This window comes from Glycomyces niveus (assembly GCF_017592475.1).
In the GTDB taxonomy this organism is placed as follows: Bacteria; Actinomycetota; Actinomycetes; order Mycobacteriales; family Micromonosporaceae; genus Glycomyces; species Glycomyces niveus.
Window position 1 is genome coordinate 145,407 of the sequence record NZ_JAGFNP010000002.1, and the last position, 12,251, is coordinate 157,657.

Below are 12,251 nucleotides of genomic sequence, written 5' to 3' on the forward strand. Positions count from 1 at the left end.
CCTTACGCCGGCTGGAGGTGCGGCTCGAGCTCGCGGAGGATCGCCGCGCGCGGCCGCGCCCCCATGACCTGGGTGACGATCTCGCCCCCGACGAACAGCGCGAGCGTCGGCATGCCCATGACCTGGTACTTCCGGGTCGTCTCCGGGTTGGCGTCGACGTCGAGCGCGACCACTTTGAGCCGCTCGCTCTCGTCCGCGGCGATCTGCTCGAGCACCGGCGCGATGGTCTTGCACGGCGGGCACCAGTCGGCGGTGAACTCCACGAGCACCGGGAGCGGGCTCGCGAGGACGTCGTCGGCGAAGGCGGCGTCGGTGGTCTCATTGAGCGACATGCGGTTTCCTTCTTTCAGCGTGGTGGTGCGCGGGCGGGCGGTCAGCGCCGGACCTCGGCGATGAGCCGCCCGTGCGGGTCGATCTGCTCGCCGCATTCGCACTGCAGGGTCGCGGTGACGCGGCCGCCGCAGCTGCTGTGCCGGTACACGATCTCGGGCAGGGTGCCCTCGGCGAGATGCCGTTCGCCCCAGTCGGACAGGGCCGACAGGACGGGGAGCAGGTCGATCCCGGCGTCGGTGAGCACGTACTCATTCCGCGTGCGCTGCCCGGGGACGCGGTAGGGGCGCGTCTCGAGGAGCCCGGCCGCAGTGAGCCGGTGCAGCCGGTCGGTCAGGACCTGCCGGGGCGCCCCTGTGGACGCCTGCAGCTGGTCGAACCGGCGCAGGCCCAGGGCCGTCTCGCGCACGATGAGCAGCGCCCACCGGTCCCCGACGACTTCCAGGACGTCTGCGATGCAATGCTCCACGGTGCAGAGTCTAGACCGTGAACTCAGCCTCGGCAACCTCCAACGCGCCGTTCCGATCCGCCGGGGCCCCGATCCGTGACAGTGTGGTTCACGGCGGCCGTGATCTCCGTCTACCGCGGGCATACACGCGGCGAGGACGGGTAAACCGCGCGGAACGGCAGCCGACCGAGGGGAGCGGAGCTTTGGCCTCGCGCATCGAGGACTACGGAATGATCGGCGACCTGCGCACCGCGGCGCTCGTGGACGCGCACGGCTCGATCGACTGGCTGTGCCTGCCCCGCTTCGACTCTCCCGCCTGCTTCGCCGCCCTCCTCGGCGACGAGGAGCACGGCAGCTGGCGGCTGGGTCCCGCCACCGGCGAACGCTGCACCCGCCGCCGCTACCGCGGGGACACGCTCATCCTCGAGACCGAATGGGACACTCCCGACGGGAGCGTCCGCGTCAGCGACGCCATGCCCCCGCGCGACGGCGCCGCCGACCTCGTCCGCGTCGTCGAAGGCCTCACCGGCAGCGTCCCCATGCGCACGGTGATGCGGCTGCGCTTCGGCTACGGCCGCGTCGAACCCTGGCTCCGCCGCCGCGGCACCGACCTCGCCGCGATCGCCGGACCCGACGCCGCCTGGCTCGACGCCGACGTCCCCCTCACCCTCCAGGACGGCGCCGCCAGCGCCGACTTCACCGTCGCCGCAGGCGAACGCGTCGCCTTCACCCTCATCCACGAGCTCTCTCACCTCGACCGCCCCCGGCCGCCCGACCCGCAGCGGGCCCTGGCCCACACCGAGGCCTTCTGGAACGACTGGATCGGCGGCCTCCGCTACGAAGGCGAATGGGACGACGCCGTGCGCCGCTCCCTCATCACCCTCAAGGCCCTCGCCTACGAGCCCACCGGCGGCATCGCCGCCGCCGCGACCACCTCCCTGCCCGAAGACCTCGGCGGCGTCCGCAACTGGGACTACCGCTTCTGCTGGCTCCGCGACGCCGCCTTCGTCCTCCAGTCCCTCCTCGGCACCGGCTTCATGGACGAGGCCGCCGCCTGGCGCCAGTGGCTGCTGCGCGCCGCCGCCGGCGACCCCGCCGAACTCCAGATCATGTACGGGCTCGACGGCCGGCACTGGCTGCCCGAGCACGACCTCCACTGGCTTCCCGGCTACGAGGGCTCGGCGCCGGTCCGCGTCGGCAACGCCGCCAGCGGGCAGTTCCAGCTCGACGTCTGGGGCGAGACCCTCGACGCCCTGCACCTCGCCCGCGCCGCCGAAATCGAACCCGACGAGAGCGCCTGGGACCTCCAACTGGCGCTCTTGCGCTTCCTCGAACGGCATTGGGCCGATCCTGACGACGGGCTCTGGGAGATCCGCGGCGCGCGCCGCCACTTCGTCCACTCGAAGGTCATGGCGTGGGCCGCCTTCGACCGCGCCGTGCAGGCCGTCGAGCGGTTCGGGCTCAGCGGCCCGGTCGAGCGCTGGCGGGAGCTGCGCGACCGCGTCCACGCCGAGGTGTGCGAGCGCGGCTTCGACGCCGACCGCGGCACCTTCACGCAGTTCTACGGCTCGAAGGGGCTCGACGCGGCGCTGCTGCTCCTCCCGCAGGTGGGCTTCCTGCCGTGGGACGACCCGCGCGTGGTAGGCACGGTCGAGGCCGTACAGGAGGAGCTGACGCGCGACGGGTTCCTGCTGCGGTACGACGTGACGGCCGACGGCGGCGTGGACGGCCTGCCCGGCGATGAGGGCGTGTTCGTGGCGTGCACGTTTTGGCTCGTGGACGCCCTGCAGGGCATCGGTCGCGGGCGCGAGGCCCGCGAGCTTTTCGAGCGGCTGCTCGGCGTGCGCAACGACCTCGGACTCCTGAGCGAGGAGCTGGACCCGGTCACCGGGCGGCACCTCGGCAACACCCCGCAGGCGTACAGCCATGTGGGCCTGGTGAACGCGGCGCGGCATCTCAGCGGCGCCCACCCGGCCGAGGAGCCGCACGCCGTGCGGCCCGCGAGGGAGACCGATGAGAGGGAGTGAACCGCCATGCGCGCCTTGACTTTCGAGCCCGGCAAAGCGGGCACGCTGGAGCTCGCCGAGATCGACGACCCGAGCCCCGGCGAGGGCGAGCTCCTCGTCGAGGCCCTCGCGCTCGGCGTGTGCGGCACCGATAAGGAACTCGCGGGCGGCGAGTACGGCTGGGCGCCCGAGGGCGCGGACCGGATGGTCATCGGCCACGAGTCGCTCGGCCGGGTCGTGGAGGCCCCCGAGGGCAGCGGGTTCGCGCCGGGCGATCTGGTGGTCGGCGTGGTGCGCCGCCCGGACCCGGTGCCGTGCGGGGCGTGCGCGCGCGGCCAGTTCGACTCGTGCCGTAACGGCGACTACCTCGAGCGCGGCATCAAGCAGCTCGACGGGTACGGCGGCGAGCGCTGGACCGTCGAGGCCGAGTACGCGGTCAAGCTCGACCCGGAGCTGTCAGACGTGGGGGTGCTCCTGGAACCGATGAGCGTCATCGCCAAGGCCTGGGACCAGATCGATCGGATCGGCGGCCGGGCCTGGTTCGAACCGAAGTCGGTCCTGATCACCGGTGCGGGCCCGATCGGGCTGCTGGCCGCGCAGGTGGGCGCGGCCCGCGGGCTCGACGTGCACGTTTACGACCACAACGAGGGCGGGCCGAAGCCCAAGCTCGCCGCCGCGCTCGGCGCGGTCTACCACCACGAGGACATGGCCTCGGCCGTCGCCGCGGCCGAGCCGGACATCGTCATCGAGGCCACGGGCGCATCCGCGCTCGTCTTCGACGCGATCGGCGCGACCGGCGCCTTCGGCATCACCTGCCTCACGGGCGTCTCGCCGGCCGGGCGGGAGGTCGCGGTCGACGCGGGCGGCGTCAACCGCCGGATCGTCCTGGAGAACGACGTGGTCTTCGGGACGGTGAACGCCAACCTGGCCCACTACGCGGAGGCGGCCCGGCTCCTGTCCGCGGCCGACCGCGACTGGCTCCGCCGCCTCATCACGCGCCGCGTCCCCTTGAGCGAATACGAGGCGGCGTTCAAGGGCGAACCCAACGACGTGAAAGTCGTCATCGACCTCACTGGGGGGTAAGGGGAAAGCGGCGGCCGGGTCCTCGGACCCGGCCGCCGCGCCGCGTGCACCCCGCCTACCAGCAGGTGCCGCCTTGCTTCGTGTCGGCGATGCGGTCGCGCACCCGGCCCAGGCCGTCGGCGATGGCCCGGCGCTGCTCGGGCGTGAGCACGTCGATGACGAGTTCGCGCACGGCCTCGACGTGCCCGGGTGCGGCGCGCTCGAGCGTCGTCCGGCCCTCCGGGGTGATCTCGGCGAGGACCCCGCTCTTGCTCCACTCGCACTGGCGGCGCGTGACGAGACCGGCCTTCTCCATCTGGCCGATCTGGTAGGTCAGGCCGCTCTTGGAGTTGATGAGCCGCTCCGCGAGCTCGGTCATGCGCATCGCGCCCGATTCGGCCCGGTTCAGGGTCATCAGGATCTGGTACTGGAGGTGGGAGAGGCCCATGTCCTCCTTGAGCTGCTGATCGAGCTCGCGGTCGACGAGCGCGGCCGATGAGACGAACGCGATCCACGCGTCCATCTCCTCGTCGTTCAGCCAATTCGTGTGACCCATGCCTCCAGCCTATCTCCTTGTTCAAATTTGAACTCAACTGTACCTTAGTGCGAGCGGTTCAAATTTGAACCAAATGAACATCGGAGACGACATGGACACCGTTCACGCGACTGCCGCGGTCCGCACCCGCGTCACCATTCCTTTGCGCTTCCCCGACGGCTACGAGACCACGGCCGAAGCCGTCACCTTCAAAGGTCTCGCCGACGGCCAGGAGCACTTGGCCCTCGTCCTGGGCCACCCCGCGCCGGGCACGCCCCCGCTCGTGCGGCTCCACTCCGAATGCCTGACCGGCGACGTCTTCGGCTCGGCCCGCTGTGACTGCGGCCCCCAGCTGCGCGAGGCCGTCGAGCGCATCAGCGAGCGCGGCGGCGTCCTGCTCTACATGCGGCAGGAAGGCCGCGGTATCGGCCTCTACAACAAGCTCGACGCCTACGCCCTGCAGGACGACGGCCTCGACACCTACGAGGCCAACGCCGCCCTGGGCCTGCCCGAGGACGGCCGCGACTACACCGCCGCCGCCCAGATGCTCGAAGCGCTCGGCACCGGTCCCTTCGAACTGCTGACGAACAACCCGGACAAGGCCCGCCAGCTGCGCGGCCTCGGCGCCGACGTCACCGCGACCGTCCCCACGGGCGTGTTCGCGACCGGCAGCAACGTCCGGTACCTCGGCGCCAAGGTCCAGCACACGGGCCACACGATCGCCCTGGCCGGCCTCGCCGCCGCCTGACGGACGCCGAACGGCCCCGCATCGCGACGATGCGGGGCCGTTCGCCTGCCTCGGCTGGAAGGTCACGCCCCGGTCCGGTAGGTCTGCACGACGACGCCGTTCTGGCGGGCGTGGCTCTCGACCAGCCGAAGCGGCGTCCTCGGGTGCTCGATGAACGAACCGAGCGGCTCGCCCACCACGACCGGGTGCACCGCCAGGCGCAGCACGTCGACCAGGCCGCGCTCGAACAGGCTGCGGCTCAAGCGGCCGTGGCCGAAGAGCACGAGGTCGCCCCCGCCCTCCTCCTTGAGCCGGGTCGCCTCCTTGACCGCGTCCCCGCGGACGACGACGGCGTCGCTCCAGTCCGCATCCTCCAGTGTGGACGAGAACACGTACTTGCGGATGCCGTTGACGGCGTCCGCGAACGGTCCGGTCTGCCCGCGCCAGCGCGGCGCCAGGTCCTCATAGGTGCCGCGGCCCATGAGCATCGCGTCGGCGCCTTGCAGGAGCGCCGCGGCCTCGGCGGTGAACTCCTCGTCGAAGTAGGGCATCGCCCACGAGCCGGGGTCGTCGAGGACGCCGTCGGCGGAGATGAGCGTTGATTCGATGACGGTGCGCATGTGCTGCCTTTCCCTGGGTTCCGGCCGCATTCGTTGCGGCACTGGTACTGACCGCGGGGGAGCGGGAAAGGAATCGCCCGGGCGCGATGCTTTTCGGGGCGCCGCTTCGTCTACCTATGGAGGCCCGCCGCGCGGCGGGGGAGACGACGAGGAGACGAATGGACAGCACGGCGGCGCCGGTGACCGCGGGCGAGTTCGGCGACCGGGCCGAGCCGTTCCGCGCCGAACTGCTCGCGCACTGCTACCGCATGACCGGCTCGGCGCAGGACGCCGAGGACCTGGTGCAGGAGACGTACCTGCGGGCGTGGCGCTCGTTCGACCGGTTCGAGCACCGGTCGTCGCTGCGGACCTGGCTCTACCGGATCGCGACGAACGCGTGCCTCAGTGCGCTCCGGCAAGGCGGCCGCCGCGTGCTCCCGTCCGGGCTCGGACCGCCCGCCGCTGATCCCATTGGGCCGCATGCGGAACGCTGGGTCGAGCCGCTGCCGCACGCGATGCTGGCGTCCGAGGGCGACCCCGCCGTGGTCGCGGTCGACCGGGAGCACCTGCGGCTCGCACTGGTCGCGGCCCTGCAGTACCTCTCGCCCCGGCAGCGGGCGGTGCTGATCCTCCGCGACGTGCTCGGGTGGCCCGCCGCCGAGGTCGCGGCGGCCCTGGAGATGAAGGTCGGCGCGGTCAAGAGCCTGCTCCAGCGCGCCCGCCGCCGCATGGAGGAGGTGCGGCCCGACGCGGCCGAGGTCCTCGAACCGGACCATCCGCAGGCGCGACTGCTGCTGCGGCAGTACATGGAGGCCTTCGAGCGCGCCGACACCGCCGCGTTCGAGCGGCTGCTGCGCCGGGACGCGGTCTTGGAGGTCGCGGGCACCGGCACCCGGCTCGAAGGCCGGGGCGTCTGCGTCCCCTACCTCGGGCGCGTCACCGAGGCGCCCGGCCTCTGGCGGACGCTGCCGACCGAGGCGAGCGGGGAGCCCGCGCTCGGGTGCTACCGCCGCGCCGGCGACGGGTCATATCAGGGCCTCGGGCTCGGTCTGCTGACGGTCACCGCGACCGGGATCGCGCGGGTCGCCGTGTTCAAGGACGCGGCGCTGATCGCGAGGTGCGGGCTGCCGCCGTCGCTCCCGGCCTGAGACCGGGCCGACCGGAACCGCGCGGTCCCGGTCGGCCCCGACGCTCAGCCCTTGACGGCGCCGATGATGACGCCCTTTTTGAAGTGCTTCTGCACGAACGGGTAGATGACGAGCGCGGGGATGATCGCGACCATCACGATCGCCATCTTCACCGCCAGCGTGGGCGGTGCGTCCTGCAGGCCCGAGGCCTGCGGCAGCGGCGCCGACTCCACCACGTACGTGCGCAGCACCAGCGCGAGCGGCCACTTCGACGTGTCGTCGAGGTACAGGAACGCGTTGAACCAGTTGTTCCAGTACGCGACAGCGTAGAACAACGTGACCACGGCGATCACGGCCTTCGACAGCGGCGTCACGATCTGCCACAGCACCCGGAACTCCCCGGCGCCGTCGATGCGGGCCGAGTCGAACAGCTCCTGCGGGATGCTCATGAAGAACGCCCGCAGCACCACGACGTTGAACGCGGACACCGCCATCGGCAGGATCACCGCGAGGTAGTTGTCGCGCAGCCCGATCGCGCTCACCCACAGGTAGACGGGGATGAGACCCGGGAAGATCACGAACATGAGCAGCACCGAGAACAGGATCGTCTTGTGCCCGAACGAGCCCGGCCGCGACAGCGAGTACGCGCCGAGGATCGAGACGACCACGCTGATGACCGTGCCGACCGCGGTGATCCCCAGCGACACGATCAGGGACCGCAGCACGACCGGGTTGCGGAACATCTGCTCGTACGCGCTGAACGTGATGCCGTCGCCCGGCCACACCACGAGCCCGCCCACGCGGTTCACGGTCTCGCCGCTCGACAGGCTCGTCAACGCGATCGTATAGAGCGGGAACAGGATCAAGAGCGCGATCACCACGATGCTCGCGGCCTTGACGGCCTGACCGGCTGCGGTGGGCTTCTCCTCCCACGCGGGCCTGGTCGCCTTCACTTCGAATACACCCCCCGCTCGCCCAGCATGTGGGCGAATCTGTTGGCGGCCAGGATCAGCACGAGCCCGACCACGCCCTTGAACAGCCCCGCCGCGGCTCCGTAGTCGAAGTCGCCGGTGCGGATGCCGCTGTAGTACACGAACGTGTCGAACACTTCCGAGGCCTGCGTGCCGACCGCGCTGCGCTGCAGGAAGAACTGCTCGAAGCCGACGTTGAGCGCGTCGCCCAGCCGCAGGATCAGCAGGAGCACGATCACCGGCCGGATGCCCGGCAGCGTGATGTGCCAGAGCCGGCGCCAGCGCCCGGCCCCGTCCACGGCCGCCGCCTCGTACTGGTTCGGGTCGATCGCGGCCAGCGCCGCGAGGAAGATGATGGCCCCGAACCCGGCCTCCTTCCAGATCGCCTGCGAGGTCACCAGCAGGATGAACGTGTCCGGATCGGTCATCCAGTCCACGCCTTCGAACCCGTTGGCGCGCAGCACCTGCGAGAGCAGTCCGGCCCCGCCGAGCATCTGCTGGAAGATCGCGATGACGAGCACCCAGGAGAAGAAGTACGGCAGGTACACCACGCTCTGCAGCATCGACCGCAGCCGCTCGGACACGAGCGAATGCATGAGCAGCGCGAGCGCGATCGGCACCGGGAAGTAGAACACCAGCTGGAACGCGGTGATCGACAGCGTGTTCACCACGGCCCGCACGAACTCGGAGTCGGAGAACAGCACCTGGAAGTGCGTGAAGCCGACCAGGCGCGATCCGAAGATGCCGCCGGTGAAGGGCTTGTAGTCCTGGAAGGCGATCACGTTGCCCAGGGCGGGGATCCACCAGAACCCCCACACCAGGATCATCATCGGCGCGGCCATGAGGAGCAGCGGCCAGTCGCGACGCAGCCGCTCCCGCCAGTGCGCCCGGGGCTTCGCCTTCCGCTTCGGGGCGTCCCCGACCTGCCCGGTCGGGGACGCCTTGGTGGTCAACGCGGTCACAGTCGGTCGTTGTCCTCTGCGATCTTGGTGTAGTACTCGCGGGCGGAGTCGCCCACCTTGGCGCGCCAGTCCTCGACGATCTGGGTCCACGCCGCGACCTCGCGCTGGCCGCGGTAGATCTCGTGGTGGGCCTCCTTCATCGGCTCGTTCTCGGCGGAGAGGTCGGAGGGCATCTCGATGCGCAGGCCCTGGAAGGGGCTGGGGTCGAGGGCGGGGGCGGCGTTGGTCTCCCATTCGTGCAGGCGCTCGACCATGCCGGGGTACTGGAACCGGTTGTTGGCGTTGGACCTGCCGGAGAGGAACATGTACGTGGGGGCGACTTCGGTGTGGCCCAGCTCGGTGCGCTGGGGCACGCCTTCGGCGTCGACGGTGAAGTGGACGCCTTCGACGCCGTCCGCGACGAGGTCGTACTCCACGGTGCCGTAGGGCGCGGAGCACCAGTTGGCGACCCGCAGGCACTCCTTGATGCGCTCTTCGGAGAGGTCCTTCTTGATGAAGCAGAACATCCCGGCGGGGTCGTCGCGCCAGATGGTGGGCTCGCTGCCGGCCTCGCGCGCGAGCGGGTCCACGATCTGGAGGTTGAAGCCCTCCACGTTGCGGTAGGTCCCGAACATCTCGGCCCAGGCGCCGATGCCGTCCTCGAAGAACACCGCCTGGCCGGAGCCGATGATCTCCTTCGCGTTCGTCTGGCGGTCGGCCACGTAGTCGGGGTGGACGAGGCCCTTGTCGAACACGGTGCGGGTGAACTCGATCGCGGCGGCGAACGCCTCGGTCTCGAACTTGTGGACGAGTTTGCCGTCCTCGACCTTCCAGAGGGTGGGCACGCCCATGGCCTCCTGGACGGTCTGGTCGATGCTCGCGAACGCCCAGCGGTTCTTCGACGGGTCGTTGACCTCTTCGGCGACCGCGAGGAGCTCGTCGAGGTTCGTGGGGTGCTCCACGCCGAGTTCGTCCAGGATGTCCTGGCGGGCGAACAGCGCGTTCGTGTACGGCGAGCGTTCCCAGGGGATGCCGAGGAGCTTGCCGCCGAAGACGCCCATGGCCCACGCGGCGGTGGGGTAGGACGCGAGGAGCGGGTAGTCCTTGGCGGCCTTGTCGCCCGCGAGGTAGGGAGACAGGTCGGCGAACAGCTCATTGGCGGCCTCGCCGAAGTCGGAGAGGTTGACGATCTCCCAGCCGGGGATCTGGAACATGTCCGGCACGTCGCCGCTGGCGAGCGTGGTGGTGATCTTGTCGAGGTAGTTGTTGCCGTCGGCGATGGTGAAGACGACGGTGCCGCCCAGGATCTGGTTGACCGAGGTGAAGTACGAGTTGTCGGGCAGGCCGGGCGGCGTGGGGTTCCACAGCGGCGTGATGGCGGTGATGTCCTCGCCGGTCGTCATCACCGGCTCGGTGACGACCTGGACGGGCTCGGCCGGCCGCGAGAGGTAGCCGGGCGTGACGGTCCCGTCGGGCTGGCCCGGCAGATCGGGCTCGACGCCGCCCTCGTACGGCGTGTACGTGGGGAGCAGGTCGGCGAGTTCGTCCGAGCCCGCCGCCGTGCCCTCGGGCCCTTCGTCGAGCGCCGCGCACCCGGCGAGTGACGCGGCGACCGCGCCCGCCGCCCCGGCCTGGAACAGGCCGCGGCGCTGGAGGCGGATGGAGGGGACGTTGCTTGAGGTGTCGCCCATGGCGATGCCTTTCGTTGGGGGATACAGGCTGCCGGGAGTACTGCTGGTCCGCGCGATGCCGCAGGCGCGGGCCGGAGGGGCCGTTGTTTAATGGTATGACCAAACAAATATAACTACATGGATGAGACCCGCGCAACACCCACCCCGTCAGTCGCCTCCGGACCAGCTCCCGGCACAGGTGACGGTCCACAGTGCCCTATGGAGCGCGCCAGTCCGCCCCCTGCGACCTCGGGTCGGATTTGCGGCCGCGGGCCTGGAAGAGGACCGCGGTGGACCGGATCGGGCGCATGCGGACCGTCGGGCGGCGGCCCGCGAGCCAGGCGGTGAAGTCCCGCAGGGACGGCCGGATGCCGCGCAGCTCCAGGGGCACGCCGTGCTTGGCGCACTCCGCGACGAGGCGGGCGCGGTCGACGAGGAGGGCCGGGTCGTGGACACCGCGCGTCGCGAAGCGCGGCAGGCGTTCGGCGACCGTGATGGCCAGGAAGCGGCTCAAGGCGGTCGCGGCGAGGGTGTCGATCACGAGGAGGCCGCCCGGGCGCAGGAGGCGGCAGGCTTCGGCCACCGCGCCCGGCAGATCGGGCACGTGCTCCAGGATCTCGCCCGCCACCACGACATCGGCGCAGGCGTCCGGCAGCGGCACCGCGTGCACGTCCGCTCGGACGGCGAGCACGCCGTGGTCGGCCGCCTGCCGCAGCGACTCCAGTGAGAGGTCCACGCCGATATGCGTGTAGCCCTTGCCTTCCAGATGCGGCGCGAGCAGCCCCGCGCCGCAGCCCAGGTCGACCAGGACCGCACCGTCGCGCGGCGCGGCCAGGATGAGCCCGGCCCGCGCCGCCGCGAGCCAGTGCAGCATCGCGAAGACGCCGCGCGGCCGCCACCACTCGTCGGCGAGCCGGTCGTAGAGGGCCGGGTCGTTCGGTGTTTCGGGGCTTCCGCTCATGCCGCCAGGGTGGCACACTGGCGCCGTGAAGCACTTGACGGCGAGCCGCGCGCTGGTGATGTCCTCCCACCCGCTGCCCGCCGTCGCGGTGTCGGCCGTCGCGGCCGGGCTCGCGCTCACCTCGGACCGCACGCCCTGGTCGGCGGTGATCGCCACCGCCGCCGTCCTCGCCGGGCAGCTCTCGGTCGGCTGGCTCAACGACCTCATCGACGCGCCCCGCGACGCCAGCGTCGGCCGCACCGACAAGCCCTTGGCCGCCAAGGCGATCAAACCGGCGACCGTGCGCGCCGCTTTCTTCGCCGCTGCGGCCGCCGCGGTCGTGCTCTCCCTGTTCTCGGCCCCGCTTGCCGCCGCCGCGCACCTCGCCGCCCTCGCCTCGGCGTGGGCCTACGACCTCGGCGTCAAGGCCACCGCGTTCTCGGTGGCGCCCTTCGCGTTCTCCTTCGGACTCCTGCCCGCGTTCCTCTCGGACGGCGACCCCTTCCCGCCCGCGTGGCTGTTCGCCGCGGCCGCCGCGCTCGGCTCGGCCGCCCACTTCGTCAACGTCCTGCCCGACCTCGCCGACGACGACGCCACCGGCGTGCACGGCCTGCCGCACCGCCTCGGCCCGGTCGTGAGCCGGTTCGTCACGGCCGCACTGGTCCTCGCCACCTCCGTGCTGCTCGTATTCGGTCCGGAAGGCCCGCCGTCGCCCGTCGCGCTGGCGACCGTGCCTCTGGCCGTGGGCATCCTCGTCGTCGGGTTCCTGCTGGACGGCATCGGTCGCGACAGCCGCCCCCGCTCACGCGCGGCGTTCCGCGCGGTGATGCTCGTGGCCGTCCTCGACGTCGCCTTGTTGCTCCATATTGGAATTTCGTTCACATGATTTACTGGG

General features: G+C 71.2%; 13 protein-coding genes. 5 read left to right on the top strand and 8 right to left on the bottom strand.

The window, feature by feature from the left end; translation table 11 throughout:
* Positions 1-2: 2 nt before the first annotated feature.
* Both J5V16_RS03590 and J5V16_RS03595 read right to left on the bottom strand, forming a co-directional pair.
* Positions 3-332 carry a thioredoxin family protein gene (locus J5V16_RS03590; RefSeq protein ID WP_208494640.1) on the bottom strand — a complete coding sequence of 110 codons (330 nt, stop codon included), beginning with the start codon at positions 330-332 and terminating at the stop codon, positions 3-5.
* Between the two features lie 41 nt (positions 333-373).
* Positions 374-799: a winged helix-turn-helix transcriptional regulator gene (locus tag J5V16_RS03595; protein WP_208494641.1), complete on the bottom strand. Its 426-nt coding sequence runs from the start codon at positions 797-799 to the stop codon at positions 374-376.
* Positions 800-981: 182 nt separating this feature from the next.
* On the opposite strand from J5V16_RS03595, the gene J5V16_RS03600 reads away from it, so the two are divergent.
* Together J5V16_RS03600 and J5V16_RS03605 are read left to right on the top strand one after the other, a co-directional pair.
* Positions 982-2,805 carry a glycoside hydrolase family 15 protein gene (locus tag J5V16_RS03600; protein WP_208494642.1) on the top strand — a complete coding sequence of 608 codons (1,824 nt, stop codon included), beginning with the start codon at positions 982-984 and terminating at the stop codon, positions 2,803-2,805.
* Positions 2,806-2,811: 6 nt separating this feature from the next.
* Positions 2,812-3,867: a glucose 1-dehydrogenase gene (locus J5V16_RS03605; RefSeq protein ID WP_208494643.1), complete on the top strand. Its 1,056-nt coding sequence runs from the start codon at positions 2,812-2,814 to the stop codon at positions 3,865-3,867.
* Between the two features lie 55 nt (positions 3,868-3,922).
* Here the strand turns inward: J5V16_RS03605 and J5V16_RS03610 are convergent, their stop codons facing one another.
* Positions 3,923-4,402 (bottom strand): MarR family winged helix-turn-helix transcriptional regulator, encoded by a 480-nt coding sequence (locus J5V16_RS03610; protein WP_208494644.1) that lies wholly within the window; start codon positions 4,400-4,402, stop codon positions 3,923-3,925.
* Positions 4,403-4,475: 73 nt separating this feature from the next.
* Between J5V16_RS03610 and J5V16_RS03615 the strand changes: the two genes are divergently transcribed.
* Positions 4,476-5,129, top strand: a complete 654-nt coding sequence (locus J5V16_RS03615; protein ID WP_208494645.1) for a GTP cyclohydrolase II — start codon at positions 4,476-4,478, stop codon at positions 5,127-5,129.
* A gap of 62 nt (positions 5,130-5,191) precedes the next feature.
* Here the strand turns inward: J5V16_RS03615 and J5V16_RS03620 are convergent, their stop codons facing one another.
* Complete coding sequence (locus tag J5V16_RS03620; protein ID WP_208494646.1) at positions 5,192-5,728, bottom strand: dihydrofolate reductase family protein; 537 nt, start codon at positions 5,726-5,728, stop codon at positions 5,192-5,194.
* A 158-nt stretch (positions 5,729-5,886) separates the two neighbouring features.
* On the opposite strand from J5V16_RS03620, the gene J5V16_RS03625 reads away from it, so the two are divergent.
* Positions 5,887-6,855, top strand: coding sequence for an RNA polymerase subunit sigma-70 (locus J5V16_RS03625; RefSeq protein ID WP_208494647.1), 969 nt, complete (start codon positions 5,887-5,889; stop codon positions 6,853-6,855).
* A gap of 44 nt (positions 6,856-6,899) precedes the next feature.
* Here the strand turns inward: J5V16_RS03625 and J5V16_RS24160 are convergent, their stop codons facing one another.
* The 4 genes from J5V16_RS24160 to J5V16_RS03645 all read right to left on the bottom strand — a co-directional run bounded on the left by J5V16_RS24160 (position 6,900) and on the right by J5V16_RS03645 (position 11,377).
* The gene (locus J5V16_RS24160) at positions 6,900-7,787 is read right to left on the bottom strand and encodes a carbohydrate ABC transporter permease (RefSeq protein ID WP_208494648.1); all 888 of its coding nucleotides are present in this window, start codon (positions 7,785-7,787) and stop codon (positions 6,900-6,902) included.
* Entirely contained in the window at positions 7,784-8,767 is a 984-nt protein-coding gene (locus J5V16_RS03635; RefSeq protein ID WP_208494649.1) for an ABC transporter permease, read from the bottom strand. Before J5V16_RS03635 ends, J5V16_RS24160 begins: the two co-directional genes overlap by 4 nt.
* A complete protein-coding gene (locus J5V16_RS03640; RefSeq protein ID WP_208494650.1) occupies positions 8,764-10,437 on the bottom strand; it encodes an extracellular solute-binding protein in 1,674 nt (557 codons plus the stop codon). Before J5V16_RS03640 ends, J5V16_RS03635 begins: the two co-directional genes overlap by 4 nt.
* A gap of 196 nt (positions 10,438-10,633) precedes the next feature.
* Positions 10,634-11,377: a methyltransferase domain-containing protein gene (locus J5V16_RS03645; RefSeq protein ID WP_208494651.1), complete on the bottom strand. Its 744-nt coding sequence runs from the start codon at positions 11,375-11,377 to the stop codon at positions 10,634-10,636.
* Between the two features lie 25 nt (positions 11,378-11,402).
* Here J5V16_RS03645 and J5V16_RS03650 point away from each other — a divergent pair, with 25 nt between their 5' ends.
* On the top strand, positions 11,403-12,242 hold the full coding sequence (locus J5V16_RS03650) for a UbiA family prenyltransferase (RefSeq protein WP_208494652.1): 840 nt from the start codon (positions 11,403-11,405) through the stop codon (positions 12,240-12,242).
* Positions 12,243-12,251: the final 9 nt, after the last annotated feature.